The sequence below is a fragment of the Streptomyces coeruleorubidus genome (assembly GCF_028885415.1).
GTDB classification, from domain to species: Bacteria; Actinomycetota; Actinomycetes; order Streptomycetales; family Streptomycetaceae; genus Streptomyces; species Streptomyces coeruleorubidus_A.
This window is the reverse complement of the sequence record NZ_CP118527.1, coordinates 1574563-1594140: the sequence shown is the minus strand read 5'-3', so window position 1 is coordinate 1594140 and position 19578 is coordinate 1574563. Positions and strand designations below refer to the sequence as shown.

14 protein-coding genes and 2 pseudogenes are annotated in these 19578 nt (G+C 70.5%); 7 read left to right on the top strand and 9 right to left on the bottom strand.

Going from position 1 to position 19578, the window contains the following annotated elements:
* Positions 1-426: 426 nt before the first annotated feature.
* Positions 427-1002, bottom strand: coding sequence for a TerD family protein (locus tag PV963_RS07460; protein ID WP_274814850.1), 576 nt, complete (start codon positions 1000-1002; stop codon positions 427-429).
* A 231-nt stretch (positions 1003-1233) separates the two neighbouring features.
* On the opposite strand from PV963_RS07460, the gene PV963_RS07455 reads away from it, so the two are divergent.
* The 4 genes and pseudogenes from PV963_RS07455 (at position 1234) to PV963_RS07440 (ending at position 4581) form a co-directional block, all read left to right on the top strand.
* Complete coding sequence (locus tag PV963_RS07455; RefSeq protein WP_274814848.1) at positions 1234-1623, top strand: BlaI/MecI/CopY family transcriptional regulator; 390 nt, start codon at positions 1234-1236, stop codon at positions 1621-1623.
* A 14-nt stretch (positions 1624-1637) separates the two neighbouring features.
* Positions 1638-2045 (top strand): annotated as a pseudogene (locus PV963_RS07450) (M48 family metalloprotease); the annotation flags it as partial.
* Positions 2046-2221: 176 nt separating this feature from the next.
* The gene (locus PV963_RS07445) at positions 2222-3559 is read left to right on the top strand and encodes a hemolysin family protein (RefSeq protein WP_274814847.1); all 1338 of its coding nucleotides are present in this window, start codon (positions 2222-2224) and stop codon (positions 3557-3559) included.
* Positions 3556-4581, top strand: coding sequence for a hemolysin family protein (locus PV963_RS07440; RefSeq protein WP_274814846.1), 1026 nt, complete (start codon positions 3556-3558; stop codon positions 4579-4581). The genes PV963_RS07445 and PV963_RS07440 overlap by 4 nt, the downstream gene beginning before the upstream one ends.
* A gap of 212 nt (positions 4582-4793) precedes the next feature.
* Here PV963_RS07440 and PV963_RS07435 read toward each other — a convergent pair whose 3' ends face one another.
* From PV963_RS07435 to PV963_RS07425, 3 genes are all read right to left on the bottom strand, one after another.
* Positions 4794-5840, bottom strand: coding sequence for an ABC transporter ATP-binding protein (locus PV963_RS07435; protein WP_274814845.1), 1047 nt, complete (start codon positions 5838-5840; stop codon positions 4794-4796).
* A complete protein-coding gene (locus tag PV963_RS07430) occupies positions 5837-7303 on the bottom strand; it encodes an ABC transporter permease (RefSeq protein WP_274814843.1) in 1467 nt (488 codons plus the stop codon). Before PV963_RS07430 ends, PV963_RS07435 begins: the two co-directional genes overlap by 4 nt.
* Positions 7304-7489: 186 nt before the next feature.
* Complete coding sequence (locus PV963_RS07425; RefSeq protein ID WP_274814842.1) at positions 7490-8536, bottom strand: iron ABC transporter substrate-binding protein; 1047 nt, start codon at positions 8534-8536, stop codon at positions 7490-7492.
* A gap of 188 nt (positions 8537-8724) precedes the next feature.
* Between PV963_RS07425 and PV963_RS07420 the strand changes: the two genes are divergently transcribed.
* Positions 8725-11379 carry an AMP-binding protein gene (locus tag PV963_RS07420; protein ID WP_274814840.1) on the top strand — a complete coding sequence of 885 codons (2655 nt, stop codon included), beginning with the start codon at positions 8725-8727 and terminating at the stop codon, positions 11377-11379.
* Positions 11380-11400: 21 nt separating this feature from the next.
* Here PV963_RS07420 and PV963_RS07415 read toward each other — a convergent pair whose 3' ends face one another.
* The 3 genes from PV963_RS07415 to PV963_RS07405 form a co-directional block, all read right to left on the bottom strand.
* Positions 11401-12522, bottom strand: a complete 1122-nt coding sequence (locus PV963_RS07415; RefSeq protein ID WP_274814839.1) for a cytochrome P450 — start codon at positions 12520-12522, stop codon at positions 11401-11403.
* 348 nt (positions 12523-12870) lie between these two features.
* Positions 12871-15672: an ABC transporter substrate-binding protein gene (locus PV963_RS07410; protein WP_274814837.1), complete on the bottom strand. Its 2802-nt coding sequence runs from the start codon at positions 15670-15672 to the stop codon at positions 12871-12873.
* A gap of 22 nt (positions 15673-15694) precedes the next feature.
* The gene (locus tag PV963_RS07405; protein WP_274814836.1) at positions 15695-15820 is read right to left on the bottom strand and encodes a hypothetical protein; all 126 of its coding nucleotides are present in this window, start codon (positions 15818-15820) and stop codon (positions 15695-15697) included.
* A gap of 166 nt (positions 15821-15986) precedes the next feature.
* Here PV963_RS07405 and PV963_RS07400 point away from each other — a divergent pair.
* Both PV963_RS07400 and PV963_RS07395 read left to right on the top strand, forming a co-directional pair.
* Positions 15987-16106: pseudogene (locus PV963_RS07400) on the top strand (HipA family kinase); the annotation flags it as partial.
* Between the two features lie 883 nt (positions 16107-16989).
* Positions 16990-17283 (top strand): hypothetical protein, encoded by a 294-nt coding sequence (locus PV963_RS07395; protein WP_342456371.1) that lies wholly within the window; start codon positions 16990-16992, stop codon positions 17281-17283.
* Between the two features lie 339 nt (positions 17284-17622).
* Here PV963_RS07395 and PV963_RS07390 read toward each other — a convergent pair whose 3' ends face one another.
* Positions 17623-18189: a DUF6817 domain-containing protein gene (locus PV963_RS07390; RefSeq protein ID WP_342456370.1), complete on the bottom strand. Its 567-nt coding sequence runs from the start codon at positions 18187-18189 to the stop codon at positions 17623-17625.
* A 14-nt stretch (positions 18190-18203) separates the two neighbouring features.
* A complete protein-coding gene (locus PV963_RS07385) occupies positions 18204-19562 on the bottom strand; it encodes an MFS transporter (RefSeq protein ID WP_274814834.1) in 1359 nt (452 codons plus the stop codon).
* Between the last annotated feature and the right edge of the window lie 16 nt (positions 19563-19578).

The following is a 19578-nucleotide window of genomic DNA, read 5'->3' as shown; positions in this document are numbered from 1 at the left end:
CCGACGGGCATCAATGGAGTGTGAGCCCGTGGATGCGTCGTGTCGGCCTGGCCGTCTGGTTGGTGGCGGCCGTGATCATCGTGCTGGTCGCTGCCTTCTGGGGCGTTCAGAGGCTCTGAGCGGGTCGGCGGGCGGGAGGCCGTCGCGCCGCACGGCGACCGAACGTGATCAAGTCGTGGCACCCTTGCTGTTGCTGTTGCTGCTGGGTGCCGGCCCGGCGGCGTGCGACGTAGGCGGCACCGCCCGCCACGATCAGGACCGCGGCGCCGATGCCGATCCATGCGCCGGCCGAGAGGCCGCCGTCGCCGTTCTTCTCCTCGGCCCGGGCCGCGGGAGAGGACTCGGGCTCCGTCTCGGTCTCCGTGGCGAGGCGGCGGCCCGGCCTGCCTCCGGGGGGCAGGTCCGGTGTTGCTGCTTCCGTGCGTGTCAGACGTTGACGCCGAAGTCGGTGGCGATACCGGCCAGTCCGGAGGCGTAGCCCTGGCCGACGGCTCGGAACTTCCACTCGGTGCCGTGCCGGTAGAGCTCGCCGAAGACCATCGCCGTCTCGCTGAAGGCGTCCTCGGACAGGTCGTAGCGGGCGATCTCCTGGCTGTTCGCCTGGTTGACGACCCGGATGAAGGCGTTGCGGACCTGCCCGAAGCTCTGCCCGCGGTTCTCGGCGTCGTGGATGGACACCGGGAACACGATCTTGTCGATCTCGGCGGGCACGGCGGCGAGGTTCACCTTGACCGACTCGTCGTCGCCCTCACCCTCACCGGTGAGGTTGTCGCCGGTGTGCTCGACCGAACCGTCCGGGCTCTTCAGGTTGTTGTAGAAGACGAAGTGCTGGTCCGAGGGGACCTTGCCGGAGGCGTCGAGGAGCAGTGCGGAGGCGTCGAGGTCGTAGTCGGTCCCGGTGGTCGTGCGTACGTCCCAGCCCAGGCCGACCAGGACGGCGGTGAGACCCGGCGCCTCCTTGCTGAGCGAGACGTTGCCGCCCTTGGACAGGGAAACTCCCACTGCGTACTCCTTCTTGGCGTGTGCGGTCGAGGCCCGATGCGGGTCCCGGGTTGAGAATCTACATCACTGTAGAGGAAGTCGTGCGGGTTCCGGGGCGGCAGGGCCTTCTGCGATTTTGCAGAGGTTGTGCCGGTCGGTGGACGCGTGGAGCTCGTCGGTGAATTGGGCGTGGCGAGGGCGTCTATACGATGTCCGACCGGGCAACAGACGGCGACGGAACGGAGGCAGGGCGTGGCGGAGCAGCGACAGCGTCCCCGGCGGCGGGGGCAGGGTGAGCTGGAGGCGCTGGTCCTGTCGGTACTGCGGGAGGCGGACGGCCCGGCCACGGCCGGCTGGGTGCAGGAACGCCTCGGCGGTGACCTCGCGTACACGACGGTGATCACGATCCTGACCCGGCTGCTGGCCAAGGGCGCGGTCACCCGGGAGCGCGCGGGCCGGTCCTTCGCCTGGAGGCCCTCCTCGGACCATGGGGGCCTGGCCGCCGGGAAGATGCGCAAGGTGCTGGACGCCGAGAACGACCGGGAGGCGGTGCTGGCCAGCTTCGTCACCGGCCTCGACCCGGACGACGAGCGGCTGTTGCGTGACCTGCTGGGGCAGTCCGGGGGCGAAGGGGACGGCTGAAGCCTCATGGGGTGCGGCACGGCCGGGTACGTCGCCGGGCCCACCGGGCGCTGGACGGGCCGCGGGAGACGGAGGTGGCTGTACTTCCGGATCCTTCCGGGTGCTTCCGGATGACGGTCCCCTACGCCTACGCGCTCCACGGCCGCCGACGGGATCGCGTGGTGGTGACCACGGCCCTGGTGAACCGCCTCGAACCCGCCGAGCGCCGGGCGCTGTTCGCCCACGGGCGGACCCACTTCGCCGCCCGCCGCCACCACTTCCTTCTCGCGGTCCAACTCGCGGCCCGCGCCGACCCGTTCCCGCGTCCCCTGCCTACGGTGGCGGTGTACCCGGCGGAGCGTTGGGCGGACGAGGGCGCCGCCCGGGCGGTCGGCAGCCGCCGGACCGTGGGCGCGGCCGCGGGGACCGCCTCGGCCCTCACCCTGTGAGGTGTTTTGCACCTCCTTTACAGTTGGTGTAGAGGCAGGCGATCCTGTCTCCACCCCCTGTCTGCATACGTTTCGAGAAGGAGCGACGTTCCCCCGATGGGTGAGCCTCCCAGTACCAGCCGTGCCATCCCGCGCCCGACCCGTGCGACCGAGGGAGCGGGGGTGGCACGGTGACCGAGGTCCTGCTGCTCCTGCTGGCCCTCCTCCTCACACTGGCCTGCGCGGTGTTCGTCGCGGCCGAGTTCTCCCTGACCACCGTGGAGCGCGGTGAGCTGGAGCGGGCCGCCGAGGCCGGCGAGCGCGGCGCGGACGGCGCGCTGAAGGCCGTACGGCGCCTGACCTTCCAGCTGTCCGGCGCGCAGCTCGGCATCACCGTCACCTCCCTGGTGATCGGCATGCTCGCCGAGCCGTCGCTGGCGGCGCTCCTGCGCGGCCCGCTGAAGGCGGTCGGCCTGGGCGGCGCCGCGTCATCGGTGGCGACCGTGCTGGGCGTGGTGATCTCCACCGTCGTGCTGATGGTCGTCGGTGAGCTGGTGCCCAAGAACTGGGCGATCTCCCGGCCGCTGGCGGTCGCCAAGGTGGTGGCCGGCCCCCAGCGCGGATTCACGGCCGCGTTCGGCCCGTTCATCAGGCACCTGAACAGCACCGCGAACCGTTTTGTACGCCGCTTCGGCCTGGAGCCCGCCGAGGAGCTGGCCTCCGCCCGCAGCCCCGGGGAGCTGGTCGCCCTGGCCCGGCACTCGGCCGCGGAAGGCGCCCTGGAAGCCGACTCCGCCGAGCTCTTCGTCCGCACCCTGCACCTGAGCGAGCTCACGGCGGAGAACGTGATGACGCCGCGGGTCGATGTGAAGGCACTCGAAGTGCACGCGACGGCCGCCGACGCCGCGAACCTCTCCCACGCGACCGGCCTGTCCCGCTTCCCGGTCTACCGCGACAGCCTCGACGAGGTCGTCGGCAGCGTCCACATCCGGGACGTCCTCGCCCTGGATCCGGACGAACGGGCCGCCACCGCGGTCACGGAGCTGGCCACCGAACCCCTGCTGGTTCCGGACAGCCTCACCGCCGACCGGCTGCTGGAGCGACTGCGGGCCGCGCGCACGATGGCCGTGGTCATCGACGAGTACGGCGGCACGGCGGGCGTGGCCACGGTGGAGGACATCGTCGAGGAGGTCGTCGGCGAGGTCCGCGACGAGCACGACCCCGTCGAGGTCGTCGACCTGCTGCCCGGACCCCGCACCGGGGACGGCCGCGCGGTGTGGGAGGCGGACGGCAGCGTCCGCCTCGACCAACTCGCGCAGACAGGACTCACCGCCCCCGACGGCCCGTACGAGACCGTGGCCGGCCTGATCGCCACCCGCCTGTCCCGCATCCCCGTCAAGGGGGACGTGGTGGATCTCGACGGCTGGGAGCTGGAGGTCCTCGACGTCGACCATCACCGCGCCGACCGCGTCCGCATCACCGGACCGGTCACCGGGCGGACCCTCCAGCTCGCGGAGGAAGCCCGATGACCCTCCTGCAACTCGCCATCGGCGCACTGACCCTGCTGACCAACGCGTTCTTCGTCGGCGCCGAGTTCGCGCTGGTCTCCGTGCGCCGCAGCCAGATCGAGCCGCACGCCCAGACGGGCGACAAGCGGGCCCGGATGACGCTGTGGGCCCTGGAACACCTCTCGGCGATGATGGCCACCGCCCAGCTCGGCATCACCGTCTCCTCGCTGGTGCTCGGCGCGGTCGCCGAACCCGCCATCGCCCACCTGCTGGAACCCGGTTTCGAGGCCGCCCACATCCCGCACGCCCTGGTGCACCCCATCGCGTTCGTCATCGCGCTCACCCTCGCCACCTATCTGCACATGCTGATCGGCGAGATGGTCCCGAAGAACATCGCGCTCGCCGCGCCGGTGCCCAGCGCCCTGCTGCTCGGCCCGCCCCTGGTCGCCCTCACCCGGGCGCTCAAGCCGGTCGTGTTCAGCATCAACGCCTTCGCCAACGTCCTGCTGAAACTGCTGCGCGTCGAGCCGAAGGACGAGGTCGAGTCGGTCTTCACCGACGACCAGCTCGCCCGCATGGTCCTCGACTCCAGCCAGGCGGGACTCCTCTCACCCGCCGACGGCGAACGGCTCCGCGACGCGCTGGAACTGGGGACCCGTCCGGTCGGCGAGATCCTCGTCCCCGCCCGGCGCATGCGCACCGTCGACCACACCGTCACCCCCGCGCGGCTGGAGCGGGTGGCCGCGGAGGCGGGCTACTCCCGCTTTCCCGTCACCGGCCCTGAGGGTGCCCTTCTCGGTTACCTGCACATCAAGGACACCCTCGGCGTCACCGACCGCGACCGCCCCTTCCCCCGCACCGCGCTGCACAAGGTCACCCGGGTGCGCATCGACACCCCGCTCGACGACACCCTCACGGCCCTGCGCGCCGAGGGCAGCCATCTCGCCGCCGTCGTCGGCGAGAGCGGCAAGGTCATCGGCTTCGTCACCATGGAGGACGTGCTGTCCGAACTGGTCGGCCCCGCGGCTGCGGCCCCCGCGTGACCGCCCCGAGCGCGCCTCCGCATGGGGCGGTCCGGCCCGACAGGCCGATCGCGGAGCCGGCCGGGTGGTTCGGCGCGGAACCGGCGGGCCGTTAGCGCCGGCCTGGCCCAGGGCACCGGATCCGCGTATGGCCCTCCGGGCCCGGCCGGCTGAGCCGGTACGCCCTTCGCAATCGAGTACTCACGTGGCGAAAGGGTCGCAGGTAACCGTTGCTACGGGTGGAGGGCGGCCTCGCCCACGATGAGGACACCCGTCTCCTCTCCCGGGCGGACGGACAGGGGGCCTGTGACCCGGATGCCGACGGGCGTGTCGTGGCCCTCGACGGTCACGGTGACCATGGCGTCGTGGCCGTAGTAGCAGACGTCTGTCACCGTGCCCCTGACAGCGCCTTCGGAGTCCGTGCCGGTGAGACGGAGTTGCTCGGGACGGAGCAGTACCGTGCCGGTCCGTAGGGCGTGGGGCCGGGTGGCGAGGGGCACGGTGCCCAGGGCGGTCCGGGCCGTGCCGTGGGTGTCGACGGTGCCGGGGAGCAGGACGGCGTCGCCGACGAAGTCGGCGACCCAGGGGTCGGCGGGGCGCTGGTAGAGGTCCTGTGGGGTGGCGCACTGGGCGACCCGGCCGTCGCGTACGACGGCGACGAGGTCGGCGGTGGACAGGGCCTCCTGCTGATCGTGGGTGACGAGGACCGCCGTTGCTCCGGTCGCCCGCAGTGCTGCCCGTACGTCTGACCTCACTCCTGCTCGCAGCGCGCTGTCGAGGGCGTTGAACGGCTCGTCCAGCAGCACGAGCCCCGGCCTCGGGGCGAGCGCGCGGGCCACGGCGACGCGTTGTTGCTGGCCGCCGGACAACTCGTGCGGCATGCGGTCGTCGTATCCGGCGAGGCCGACCAGCTCCAGCATCTCCGCGGTGCGGTGCCGCCGCTCGGCCCGGTCGGAACCGGTGAGGCCGAAGGCGACGTTGCGGGCGACGCTCAGGTGCGGGAAGAGGGCGCCTTCCTGAGGGACGATGCCGATGCGGCGGCGCTCCGGCGGAAGGTGCACGCCGGGCCCGTTCAGGAGCCGGTCGCCGAGTCGGACGGTGCCCGCGTCGGCGCGCAGGAAGCCCGCGACGATGCGCAGCATGGTGGTCTTGCCGCATCCGGAGGGGCCGAGGACCGCGGCCAACGCGCCCGCCGGGACGGTGAGTTCCAGCCCGCGCAGGACGGGTTGTCCGCCGGCTCCGTAGGACTTGGTGAGTCCCGCTACGTGCAGTTCGTTCATGTCCGGTGCCTGCCCAGGAGGTAGGAGGGGACGGCGGCCAGCAGGATGAGCGCGGCGGCGTAGGGGGCGGCGGCCGCGAAGGATCCGGCGCCGGTCTCGGTCCACAGCCGGGTGGCGAGGGTGTCCATGCCGGTGGGGCGCAGGAGGAGGGTGGCGGGGAGTTCCTTCATGCAGACCACGAAGGTGAGGGCGGCCCCGGCGGCCACGCCGGGCGCGGCCAGCGGGACGGTGACCTCGCGGAGGACCTGCCATGGCCGTCGGCCCAGCGAGCGGGCCACGTCCTCCAGGACAGGCGGTGCCTGGAGCACGGCCGCGCGGGTGGCGGCCACCGCGACAGGTAGGAAGAGGACGGCGTAGGCACAGACCAGGAGCGGGAGTTGCTGGTACAGGGGGTACGCGTAGCGCACGGCGAAGAACACCAGGGCGAGCGCGACCGTGATACCGGGCAGCGCGTGACCCGCGTAAGCCGCCTGCTCCAGCAGGCGGGCTCCGCGCCCCCGGTGCCGGGCGGCGATCACACCGACCGGCAGGGCGAGGACCGTGGTGAGGCCCGTGCCCGCCGCCGCGACGCCGAGGGTGGTCCAGGCCGTCTGGGCGAGCCCGCTCAGGTCCCAGGTGGCCGAGCTGCCGACGGTCAGCCAGTACCCGAGGGTGCCCAGCGGGAAGGCCACGGCGACGGCCACCACCGCCCCGCACCACAGCAGGGCGAGCGGCCGCCATCGGCCGAGTGCGAGGGGAACGGCCGGGCGGGCGGTGCCGGTTCCGGTTCTGGCGTGTCCGGCCCGGCCGCGAGTACGGGCCTCGGCGGCGACCAGCGCGATCGTCATCACCACCAGCACCACGCTGAGCGCGGCGGCCGGCGTGCGGTCGAAGGATGCGCGGTAGGAGGTGTGGATGGCACGGGTGAAGGTGTCGTACCGCATGAGGGAGACCGCGCCGAAGTCGGAGAGCACGTACAGCGCGACGAGCAGTGCCCCACCTGCGGCGGCCGGGCGCAGTTGCGGCAGGGTGACCTTGACGAACGTCCGCAGCGGGCCGTGCCCGAGGGAGCGAGCGGCCTCCTCCTGCGCCGGGTCGATGCCCCTGAGCGCGGCGGCGACCGGCAGATGGACGTACGGGAAGCTGACCAGTGTCAGGGCCAGTGCCGCGCCGCCGAACCCGGCGAGGTCCGGCCCGGCCGACAGCCATGCGAACGCGGCGACGTAGCTGGGCACGGCCAGCGGCAGCGCGACCAGCACGGACCAGGCGCGGGTCGCGGGCAGTGCGGTGCGCACGGTCAGCCATGCCAGCGAGACGCCCAGCACCAGGCAGGCCGCCACGACCACAGCGGTCAGGCCGAGGCTGCGGCCGAGGAGTTGGAGTGTGCGTTCGTCGGCGACGACACTCCAGGCGAACACCGGGCCGCGTTCCCAGGCGCGGACGGCGAGGTAGCCGAGGGGCAGCAGGGCGAAGAGGGCGGCCACGCCGGCGGGGACGAGCAGGACCAGGGGCGGCCTTCGCCCGGCCGTACGCCCTTTCCGCTGGGCAGGGGGCCTTCCGGGCCTGCGCAGTGAACGACCCGAGTCGCCCGGCCCGGCCCCGCGCTCGCGCCCGGCCGGGGCGGGGGCCCCGGCCGGGCGCGAGGTGGACGGTGATGTGCGCACGGCGGGTCAGACCAGTCCGACGTCCTGGAGCATGGCCAGCGTCTCCTGGAGGGAATCCAGCTTGCCGAGGTCGATGTCGGGAGACTGCAGCGACTCCAGCGGCGGCAGGTCCTCCACGGTGCTGGTGACACCCGCGGCCAGCGGGTACTCCTTCGTCTCGTCGGCGAAGTAGCTCTGCGCCTCCTTCGACAGCAGGTAGTCCACCGCCTTCTGGGCGGCCGCGCTCTGCCCACTGTCCTTGAGGATGCCCGCGCCGGAGACGTTGATCAGCGCGCCGGGGTCCTTGCCGGGCAGGAAGCGCAGCTTGGAGTTGACCTTGTCCTCGCCCTTCTCGGCGACGCGCTCGTACCAGTAGTAGTGGTTGACCAGGCCGAGGGAGACCTCGCCGGCCTCCACGGCATCGAGGGTGGCGAGGTTGTGGGCGTAGGTCTTGGCGCCGTTCGCCTTCAGGTCCGCAAGCCACTTGCGGGTGGTGTCGTCGCCCTTCAGAACGCGCATGCCGGTGACGAACGCCTGGAAGGAGGCGTTGGTCGGCGCGAAGCCCACCTTGCCCTTCCACGCCGGCTTGACGACGTCGAAGACACTGTCCGGGACGTCGTCCTCGTCGACCTGGTCCGGGTTGTACGCGATGACGCGGACGCGTCCCGAGAGGCCGACCCAGTCGCCGGCGGAACCGCGGTACGCCTCGTCGACCTCGTCGAGGGTGCCCTGGGGCAGTTTCTGCAGCATGCCCTCCCTGGAGAGGGCGCCCAGTGCGCCGGCGTCCTGGGAGAAGAACAGACCGGCCTTGGTGCGGTCTCCTTCCTCCAGGATCTGGGCGGCGAGTTCGGCGCTGTCGCCGTAGCGCACCTCGACCTTGGTGTCCACGGCCTTCTCCAGCTTGTCCAGAAGTGGCTTGACGAGCTTCTCGTTGCGGCCGGTGTAGATGACGAGGGAGGGGTTCCCGCCGTCACCCGCGCCGTCCTTGTCGCCGGAGCCGCACGCGGCCAGGGCGGGGAGCAGCAGACCGGCCGCGACCAGCGCGGTTATCCGGCGAACCGAGGGGCGTCGCATGGTGTCCGTGTGCCTTCCTGCGGGGCTCGCCTCTACCGCCGGTCATGCCGGTGGAGAGCGGGGGGCGAAGCGTTCCTGTGACTTTTCTGTGGCTTGTTTACGACCATGCTATGAATAAGGTAAAGCTTACCTAAACGTCAAGGGCTCCGTGCTGACAAGCGGACGTTGCCGCAGAAAGGGCGCGCCCCGTGATCCACCTCTCCGGGCCCCGCCCGGCACCCGCCGCTCCGGCCTCACCCGCGGTGCCGCTCCCGCAACCGAAGGCCGTGCCGTTCGCACACCGCCTGGCGGACCACGGCGACCGCGTCGCGCTCGTCACCCCGGAAGGACACGTGTCGTACGGCGAGCTGGCCGAGCGGGTTGCCGTCACCGCCGAACGCCTCGGGCCTGTCCGGCGCCTGGTGCTGCTCGCCGGAGCCAACAGCACCGACGCGCTCGTCACGCACCTGGCCGCCCTGTCCGCCGGTCACCCCGTCCTGCTCGTCCCCGGCGACAGCGAGTACACCATCCGCTCACTGACTCAGGCGTACGCCCCGGACGTCGTGGCCCGCCCGGATGCCGACGGGAGGTGGACCCTCGACGAACGGAACCCACAGAGCGCCCACACCCTCCACCCGGACCTCGCCCTGCTGCTGAGCACATCCGGCTCGACCGGCTCACCCAAGCTGGTGCGGCTCTCGCACGAGAACCTCCAGGCCAACGCCGAGTCCATCGCCACCTACCTCGGCATCGACGACACGGACCGGGCAGCCACCACGCTGCCCATGCACTACTGCTACGGCCTGTCCGTCATCCACAGTCATCTGCTGCGCGGCGCCGGCCTGATCCTCACCGAACGGTCGGTGTCCGACGCGGCCTTCTGGGCGGAGTTCCACGCCGCCCGCGGCACCTCGCTGGCCGGTGTGCCGTACACCTTCGACCTGCTCGACCGGATCGGCTTCGAGCGGATGGACCTGCCGCACCTGCGCCGCGTCACCCAGGCCGGGGGCCGACTCGCACCGGAACGCGTCGCCCGCTACGCCGAGTTGGGCCGCCGATCGGGCTGGCGGCTGTTCGTGATGTACGGGCAGACCGAGGCCACGGCCCGCATGGCCTACCTCCCGCCGCACCTCGCCGCCGAGCGTCCCGAGGCCGTCGGCGTGCCCATACCCGGCGGCTCCTTCAGGCTCCAGCCGGTCGACGGCCACGGACCTCGTGTCGGCGAACTGGTCTACTCGGGGCCGAACGTGATGCTCGGTTACGCCGAGAGCCCGGCCGACCTCGCCCTCGGCCGGACCGTGCGGGAACTGCACACCGGGGACCTCGCCCGGCGCGCGTCCGACGGGCTGTACGAAATCGTGGGCCGCCGCAGCCGCTTCGTGAAGATCCTCGGACTGCGGATCGACCCGCAGCGCATCGAGACCCTGCTGGAGGAGCACGGCGTCAACGCGTACTGCGCGGGCGACGGGGAGGCGCTCGCGGTGGCCGCGCTCAGCCGCGCCGGCGACGAGGGACGGATCCGTCGGCTGATCGCACGGAAGTGCGGACTGCCACCGCGCGTCGTACGGGTCCGGGCCGTCGCCGAACTGCCCCGCCTGGCCTCGGGCAAGCCCGACTACGAGGCCGTACGACGGCTGACGCACCCCTCGCAGGAGGCGACGCCCCGACCCGCCGGGGATCTGGTCCGCCTCTACGCGGAGATACTCGATCGCGCCGACGTCACCGAGGACAGCAGCTTCGTCAGCCTGGGCGGCGACTCGCTGTGCTACGTCGAGATGTCCCTGCGCCTGGAGGAAACCCTGGGCCACCTGCCCACGGACTGGCACACGAGGACCCTCCGCGAGCTGCACACCATGGCGACGCCCGCGCCCGAACGGCTGGAAGGGCTGGAAGGACAGGGCGGGCCGGAGCCACCGCGGGCCCGGCCGACCACGGGCATCCGAAGAGCCCTGCGGGCCTGGACGAACCCGCGGTCCTGGAGGACCCGCCGCACCCTGGAGACCAGCATCGCCCTGCGCGCCCTCGGGATCGTCCTCATCGTCGGCTCGCACGTCCAGGTTTTCGACATCAAGGGCTTCGCTCACATCCTCATCGGCATCGCGGGCTACAACTTCGCCCGCTTCCAGCTGACCGATGCCGAACTCCGCGAGCGAATACGGAACCTGTGGCGCAGCATCGCCCGCATCGCTGTTCCGAGCATGGTGTGGATCACCGGCGCGGTCATCCTGACCGACTTCTACGACCCGGCCAACGCCCTGCTCCTCAACAGCCTGCTCGACCAGGGGAACGACCGCTTCGACTGGGCCTACTGGTTCGTGGAGGCCCTGGTCTACTTCCTCGTCGTCCTCGCCGTCCTCATGGCCGTGCCCCTGCTGGCCCGGCTGGAGCGGCGGTACGTGTTCGGTGTGCCGCTGGCGCTCGTGGCCGTCGGCCTGGTCGGCCGCTATGACCTGCTGGACCTGGCGTCCGCCCGCCCGCAGCTGAGCCCCACCGTGGTCTTCTGGCTGTTCGCGCTGGGCTGGGCGGCCGCGCGGGCGAGCACCGTGCGGCAACGGGCGCTGCTGACGGCCGTGCTGCTGTTCACCCTGCCCGGTCTGTTCCAGGACCAGCCGATACGCACGGCCATCGTGATCGCCGGGGCGGGGCTGCTGATCTGGGTGCCGACCCTGCCCAGCCTCGGCCCGCTCAGCGCGCTCGCGGGTGTCCTGGCGAGCAGTTCCCTCTACATCTACCTCACGCACTACCAGGTCTACCCCTACCTCCAGGAGGACTTCCCGCTCACCGCCCTGTTCGCCTCTCTCGTGGTCGGCGTCGGCTACGCGGCGGTCGTGACCCGGGTGGCGCGAACTGTCCGGTGGCTGTGACCCGGGGCACCGCGACGACCATCAGTGACCACGCTCGCCGACAGGTGTCGCGCGGCTGAGGCCGCGTGGGGGACCGTCGGTCCGCAGGTTCTGCGGGCCTGTGTCGTGTTCGTCCGAGAACGGGGTGAAGGCGACGTCCAGCCGGGTGAGGCCGCGGAAGTTGAGGCTGCGCTGCCACTGCGGCGCGGTGCCGTCCAGGCGCAGGCCGGGGAGCCGGGTGAGGAGTGCTTCCAGTGCGATCGCGCCTTCCAGCCGGGCCAGCGCCGCGCCGAGGCAGAAGTGCGGTCCGTGCCCGAACGACATGTGCCGTCCGCCGGGCCGCTCGAAGTCCAGTACATGGGGATCGGGAAACACGGCCGGATCCCGGTTGGCGGCACCGCCTACGAGGAGCACGGTCTGCCCTTCGACGATGGTGCGGCCCGCCAGGTCCAGGTCCTGGCGCGCCCGGCGCAGCATCAGCTGTACCGGGGCGTCGTAGCGCAGGAGTTCCTCGATGGCGGCGGGCATCAGATCGGGCCGGCGGCGCAGTTGGCCGGCCGCGTGCGGGTGGCGGAGCAGGGCGAGGGTGGCGTTGCCGATGAAGTGGGTGGTCGTCTCGTGGCCGGCGATCAGGAGCAGGGCGCAGTTGGCGAGGAGTTCGTCGAAGTTCTGCTCGGTGTCCTGTGCCTGTGCGGTCACCAGCGCGCGCAGGGTGTGGGGGGTCGGCGGGGTGTCGTGGCGGGTGAGGAGTTCGCGGAGGTAGGCGAGCATCTCGGCCATGCTCTGCGAGGCCGCGCGGTTGCCGTCGGCGTCGAGCCGGGAGTTGCCGATGGCTTCGGCGATCGGCTCGGACCAGGCGGCGACAGCGGGGCGATCCTGCTGTGGTACGTCGAGGAGGTCGCAGATGATGGTGAGAGGCAGCGGGCGGGCGAGGTCCGCGACGATGTCCATCCGGCCGGTCGGCGCGGCGTCGGTGATGATCCGGTCGACGGCTTCGACGATCCGGGGGCGGAGTGCCGCTACCGCCTTGGGGATGAAAGCCCTGCTGATCAGGGCCCGCAGCCGGGGGTGGTCGGGGACGTCGCTGTAGAGCATCTGCCGGCTCAGGACTCGGGCCAGCGGCCGCAGTTCCTCGGAGACGGCTGCGATGTCGGGATAGCGCACCGAGGACAGCCTCGGGTCACCTGCGGCGCTGCTGACCACTGCGTGCCCGGTCGCGACCCAGGCGTCCAGGTGGCGGTCCCAGAAGAGGTCGTCGGCGCTTTCGCAGCTCTTCGTAGAAGTCGTAGAGGCGCTCTTGGACTTGGGGACGAAAGGCCCGTAGCAGCGATGAGGATGTGCGCATTGTCGGATGTTAGTGGTTACGCCGGAGCGCAGGGTGTCGTCTGGCGTTCTTCATCCACATGCAGGATTTCGGGCCGTTCATGCCACGGCAGGTCCACCTTGGCGGTGCCGACTTCGGCGGCTCGACCGGCTTCGTGCGCCCAGGCGCGTCTTGTGCCTTCTGGCAGGCTACTTGAGATAGACGCCCGTGGGGTCGACGTTGCCGTATACAGCGTGGTACTTGACTCCGGCCACGTCCGAACCCCAGAGCGTGAACAGCCGGGGGCAGAGGATCGGCACCTGCGGAATCTGCTCGGTGAGGATCTGCCGTCCCAACTTGGCCCAGGCGTCCGTGGATTCGACCAGGCCGGGGGCCTTCTCCGCCTCTGCGATCCGGTCGTCCACCTCGACGGACTCCAGATGCGAGTAGTTCACACCGCCCTCGAACACCGATGAACTGTGGAACAGCTGCGGCACGGTCTGGGACCCGGAGGGCCACTCGGAGCTCCAGCCGGTGACATAGAGGTCGAACTCGTTGTCCAGCGCGCCGATGGTCGAGTAGTACGAGTCGGATTCGATCTCGTGCAGGGTCACCTTGAACCCTGCCTTCTCCAGGGCCGTCTTCACCGCTGGTGCCCCCGCCTTGTTCACGGCGAGGTCGCTGTAGGCGTAGGCGATCTCCTTGCCCAGCGCGCCGGCCTCTTTCAGCAGGGCGCGGGCCTGCTCCGGCTCGCCCGCGGGGTGGGTCTTCTTCCTGAACGGATCGGAGTTCTGGTAGCCCTGAATGGGCGGGCTGAACAGCGAGCCGGTGACCTCCCCTTGGGTCTCGCCGCCGTACGCCTGGAGATAGCGGCCGGATGGGAAGGCGCGGGCTATGGCCTCGCGGACCCGCTTGTCCGTGATCCGGTCCGTGTTGATGGTGGCGGCGAAGAGGCCCGGCTGGGTCTGGTTGAGCGAACGGTCCATCGCCTCCTTGTCCTTGAGTACATCGGGTGCCTGGTCCGCGGAGATGCTGTTGGACCAGGTCATGCTCGTACGGTCGGTGCCGTCGGCGAGCAGCCGGCTGGTGATCTTCTTCGGGTCCTCGCCGTACCGCACCTGGAACCCGTCCACGTACTGGTGGCGTACGGCGTCAGTCCTGGGATCCCACGCCTCGTTCCGCACGAGTTCGAGGCTCTTGCCCGGCCGATAATCCTTGACCTTGTACGGGCCGGAGGCGACGGGAGCGTTGTCGTACGCCCTCTTGGTGTCCTTGTCCGCGGGTACGGGCGCCGACGTCGGAAGGGCGAGGACGAACGGGAGCTCACCGCGTGGGCGGTCGAAATGGAAGACGATGGTTCGGTCGTCGGGGGTCTCCAGGACGCTGTCCGGAAGGTGCTTGCCACTGTAGGGGCCGTCGGGCAGGGCGTTGCGGTAGTCGCTGCCGGAGAGCCAGGTCTGCAGGTAGGCCGGCCCGCCGTAGCCGGAGGGGGCGTACCGCCGCTCGATGCCGTGCCGGATGTCCTTCGACGTGATCGCGGACCCGTCCTCGAACTTCACGCCCTCCTTCAGGGTGTACGTCCAGGTCCTGCCGCCGTCCGAAACCTTGCCGGCGTCGGTGGCGAGGTCGCCGACCAGGGTCAGCCGGCCGGACTCTCCCTGCGTTCTGTAGGTGGTCAGCGTGCGGCTGATGAGCGTCTGCGTGGTCTGCTCCCCGTAGGTAGAAGCCTGCCCCGGGTCGAGATGCGCGATCGGCCGGGGCTCCAGCACCCGCACCGTGCCGCCCTTGCGCGCTCCGGGCACCTCCTGGGCCGGTCCGGTGGAGTCCGCCTCCGTGCCGATGTTGACCGCGCGCCCCGGGCCGGAAGCGGAAATGCCGGAGCCGATGTCCTCGGAGTTGCCCGTACCGCTGTCCCCGCCGTTCCCGTCGCGGCCGATGCCCGGCAGCAGGATCGCCGCGGCCGTGATGACACCGGCACTGAGTACGGCGGCCAGGGACACCACCAGCGGACGCCGTCGCAGGCGGCGCCCCTGGACGTCCGGAAGCGTACGGACCCTGCCGCCCCCCGGCTCGTACTGCGGCGGTTCCGGCAGGGCGAGCCCATTGAGCCGTACGGTGTCACCGGACGGTACGAGGCCCGCCACAGCCGGTGACCGGCCCGCGGCCACAGCCGTGAGAACCGGCTCGGCCCGCGCCGCGGTGAGCCGCCGCAGCGGATCCTTTTCGAGCAGACCCATGATGACCGCGGCGAGTGCCGGTCCGGCCGTGGCCGGCGGCTCCGGTTCCTGGAAGACGGGCGCGGCGAAGGCGGCGGCCGGATCGGCCGCGTCGAACGGACGACGGCCCGTCGCGGCGAAGTAGAGGGTGACCCCGAGGGAGAACAGGTCCGAAGCCGCCGAAGGCTCCGCGCCGCGCACGCGCTCCGGGGCCAGAAAGCCCGGGGTGCCGATGATGCCCTGGGTGAGACGCGGCAGACCGGCGCTGGGGCGCAGCGAGATGCCGTAGTCGGTGAGGGTGATCCGGCCGCGCGGGCTGCCCGACTCGTCCGGCGCGAGCAGGATGTTGGCCGGTTTGACGTCGCGGTGCAGAATGTCGATCCGGTGCCCGGCGGTCAGGGCCTTGAGCACCGCGGCGCCGATCCTGGCGACCTCTTCGTCCGGCAGGGGACCGAGTTCCCGGACCACCGACTCCAGGTCGGCGGCTCCGGTGACGTACTCCATGACGATCCACGGCAGGCCGTCGTGCTCGATGACGTCCAGGACGCTGGCCACGTGCGGATGGTGACTCAGCCGCGCGGCGTGTTCGGCCTCGACGCGGGCCCGGGCGATCCGCTCGGCCCGCTCCTCCTCGCCGACCCCGTGCGGCACCTCGATCGCCTTGAGCGCGGCCTGCCGACCGAGCGCCTCGTCGTCCGCGAGCCAGACACTGCCCATGCCGCCGCTACCGAGGCGACGGCGCAGACGGTATCGGCCGACGCTGCCCTGCCCGTCGCCCGGTTGGTCCTCCGCCATCCCAAATCCCCCGCGTCGCAAGTCACTTGTTCTCCACCTCGAGCAGCGCAGGGTTCCAGGATGACAGCTTCGGGGCGGTCCGTGGAGTTCCGTGGAGTTCCGTGACGACGGTCCTGTTCTTCCCGAACCGCAGGTACGTACGGGGCATGCGCCCTCCAGCGCGATCACCCTCGGTTACTATGCTCGCTTCATGCCGGAGGCCGGAGGCCGGAGGCAAGGGGCGAACCGCCATCGACGGACTGCTCGGGAAGCAGGGAGAACTGCATGGCGGTCGTGGATTGCAAGGTTGAAGAGATGGATGGCCTGGGAAAGTATTGAAAGAGGTCACCGCGACCCGCTACATCACGCCGCCGCGTGAGGGCGGTTCGCTGCCGGGACTCGTCGAGGCCGACGACTTCGGGACGTACGTCCTGAAGTCGTCCACCCAGGGGCGCTGACCTGCGGTGATGCGGCCACGTCCGTGACTGGCCTGCGATGATGAGTCTTTCAGCGTCTTTCACGGGCGTACCGTGTTATGCGTTCGATCCTCCCCACGCGCTCCCCAGTAGCACGGATACTCCCCAGATTCTCCCCAGGAGTGTCCTCGGCGCGGGCAACGGTGATAGGCGGAATTACCACTGCTCTAGGCACGCTGAGTGACTTCGGTTGCCTGGGACGATGCACGTGACCATCACAGCCTGGACCCGCCTCAAGCAGGGGCCGCTGACGGGACGGCATCACCACCAGGAGGTTCCACACAGGCACAACGCGCAAGTAAGACAAACGACACCGCTGCACGGTCATCACATCAACAGCCCAGTTGACCGCTGTCAGAGCTCCTCATCCTGGGAGCACTCAACATCGTCAGCCCGTGAGGGACCCGGCCAGGACCTTGATGCGAGAACACTTTGGCCATCCCATCGGGAGCACGCTGGAAGTGTGCTGTCGGTGCTCCTCGTCGAGGATGCGCAGGACCGGTTGCCCCAGCGGGCATCGATCGACTGCCGGGTGTGGGTCATGGTGCGCTGGACAGCGCCGGACGGCACGACGCACACGGACGAAGCGCGGGTTCTGGACCGTGAGCGAGACGGGCGTCAAACGCAGCCATCGTGCTTCGTTCGCTCGGCTCGTCATACAGATAGCCCACAAACCGGTCGTCCCACAGAGCACGTCCACGCTCCCCCCCCGCAAGCCCTCAAGCGTCATCGAGGCGGCTACTGGAAGGCCGCGCCAGCAGCTCCCCGACACGCAGCTGTCTGTGATGGCGCGGCTCACCGCACAGTCCGCCGAGCAGCTGGACCTGCGGCAGTGGGCGCTTTGCCAGGATGGGTGCCCTCAGTGGGCGGCATGACCTCTGGGCCGTCGAGCGGCGGCGGACGGGATGCGGCACGGGCCGCCCTTGACGAGGCTGGAGGCATGGCAGAACGCCGAGTGATCGTCGACCCGCCGTCCGGGACGGGCGGCCGCAGGGTCCGAATCGACGGCCGGATCATCGGCACCGCGTACTCGCTGCACGAGCTCACGGTGTTCCTGCAGAACGCTGGCCTCACCGGCTGGGACGAGTTGGACGTGATCGAGTCGGACCTGATCGAGTGGCATGAAGGTGGCCCAGAGATGTGGAAACGTTTGTGACACGCACGCGCCGACCCCGCATAGCGGTAGCGCGAAGGGATGGGCGCCTAGACCGACCTCAGGCCCTGACCCGGCGAGGTACCCGCAAGTCTGAAGAGTGCCGTTGCCCCGCCCACTGAGAACGGCTCGGGACGTCACCACCGCGTTCCGGGCCGCCCATATAGGGGGCAGAGTCTCAGCGTGCGGATCGGACCTCCGCCATCGAGTGCAGTCTCATCTGCTACCGACGGCTCGCCCTTGTGCTCTGAAGTGGGCTGCCGCAGCCCCTGCCGGTGTCAGCCGGAAGTCCGCTCGTCGCGCAGGATCGAGCAGTACACGCCGGCGGGCCGACGCGGTGACCTATGCCAGTTGCCGGGCGACGGCGTCCTGCGCGGCAGGGGACAGCAGCGAGCCGGCCCGTTTGAGGAAGCCGCACAGCTCGGGTCCGTGCTGCCTGGCCAGTTCCCTGTTGTGCGTCAGTACGTCGAGTTCGTTGGCGGCTGTGATCTCGAGAAACGCCCGCAGATCGTCAGGCGGGGGACGGTGCTCGCGGCTGGTGAAGCGGTCCCGGAAGGCGACTTCCGTGGTGCCGTCGATGCGCGGGTAGACGGTGGCGCGGTCGCAGCTGGCGTACAAGTACACCAGCGCCTCCGCCTCTTCACCGATCAGGGCGACGAGCGTGGCCCGTTCGGTCAGGGGCAGCAGTGATGGTGCGAAGCCGTCGGTTCCGTAGGCCGCATGACAGAGACCTGCGCTCTGGACGGCGGGGTTCGCTCCCCAATCGACCAGCAGCCGCTGAACGCGCCGTAGATGCTCCAGGAGTGTGCCGCCCGGATGAGGCATCTGCGCGGCTCCGCGATCGCGCAGAAATGCCTCGATTGCTGACTGAGCCTTTCCGGTCGAGGCTTGTTGCCGGGCTGGTGCCATGGTCGGATGTCCTCTCACCGGTGGTGATCTCGGCCGGTCGGTGCGGGCTTGTCGTCGTGCTGATCGTCGGTGGGGCCCTCCGACGAGCGGGTCCCGGTCCGGTGCATACGCCGCAGCAGGAGGCCGGCTCCCAGGAGTTGAACCAGGATCTGGGTGGACAGAGCGATGCGGAAGTCCGCAGGGCTCGGGTCCGTGAAGGGGGCATGTGTGTGGTCGAGAGTAACGCCGATGAGCATCATGGCCAGCAAGGCAGCTGTGTAGCCGCCGATGTTGGCGATGCCCGAAGCGGCGCCGACGCGGTGCGGCGGGCTCCCGGCGCGCGCGATGTCCAGTCCGAAAACCGCAGCCGGGTTGCCCAGGCCAAGGATCGTTGCCAACAGGAACAGGACGGGAAGGGGCGCCTGCGCGCCGGGCCACAGCAGCACCAGGGCCCAGATCAGGGTGGTGGTCGACGCGATGCCGAGCACCATGGGCATGCGCCAGTGGGGACGTCGGCCGGAGATGACGCCGAACACAGGCCCGAGCACCATGGTCACCACCAGGGGCACCGCGGTCACGTAGCTGGCCGTCGTCTCGGACAGCCCTTGGCCCTGCGTCAGGAAGGGATAGCCCCACAGAAGGACGAACACCTGAACAGGGAAGTGAACCGTGAACATAAGCCACAGGCCCAGCTGAGTTGTCGGCTGCCGCCACGCCTCGACCAAGCCGGTCCGCAGAGTGCTCCCTCTGGCATCGTGCGCCCCGAACAGTTGACTGTCGGGCGGTGTGTCACGAACGACCAGCCATACCACCACGATCATGCACGCGGTCACCAGGGCGATGGAGAAGAAGACGGGCTCCCAGCTGAACGCCCGCAGCGCGGCGGACAACGGGGGCGCGGCCGCGAGGCCGCCAGCGGTGCCCACCACGACGGTGACCTGGGCGAGGACGGGAGTACGCGCAGCAGGGAACCATGCGGCGATCAACCGCAGTACGCTGATCATCACCATGGCGTCACCGCAGCCCAGCAGGGCGCGGCCGACCAGCACCGTGGGGAAGTTCTCGCCGCCGGCCACCATCGTCTGCCCGGCCGCCATGACGGACAGGCTCGTGGTCAGCATTTTCCGCGGCCCGTAGCGGTCGACGAACAGGCCGACGGGGATCTGGGTGGCGGCGAAAACGCCGAGTTGGACCGCGCTGAACGTGGACAGAGCTGTGGCGTCGATCCCGAGGCGGTCCGCGGCCTTCGGCCCGGCGACGCCGAGACTGCCCCGATTGAAGATGGCGATGACGTAGGCCAGCGCGCCGGCCGCCCATGCTGCCCAGGCTCGACTGGGGACTTGGGCGGCCGGTTCCCGGCCACCTGACGTCGGCGGCTTCCGCAACTCGGTCACCGCATCACCGGACTAC

Coding starts and splice junctions, on each gene's coding strand:
- PV963_RS07440 (WP_274814846.1), top strand. CDS start 3,556: ATGACCCTCCTGCAACTCGCCATCGGCGCACTGACCCTGCTGACCAAC.
- PV963_RS07405 (WP_274814836.1), bottom strand. CDS start 15,820: ATGCCCCGTACGTACCTGCGGTTCGGGAAGAACAGGACCGTCGTCACG.
- PV963_RS07410 (WP_274814837.1), bottom strand. CDS start 15,672: ATGGCGGAGGACCAACCGGGCGACGGGCAGGGCAGCGTCGGCCGATAC.
- PV963_RS07435 (WP_274814845.1), bottom strand. CDS start 5,840: ATGAACGAACTGCACGTAGCGGGACTCACCAAGTCCTACGGAGCCGGC.
- PV963_RS07425 (WP_274814842.1), bottom strand. CDS start 8,536: ATGCGACGCCCCTCGGTTCGCCGGATAACCGCGCTGGTCGCGGCCGGT.
- PV963_RS07390 (WP_342456370.1), bottom strand. CDS start 18,189: ATGGCACCAGCCCGGCAACAAGCCTCGACCGGAAAGGCTCAGTCAGCA.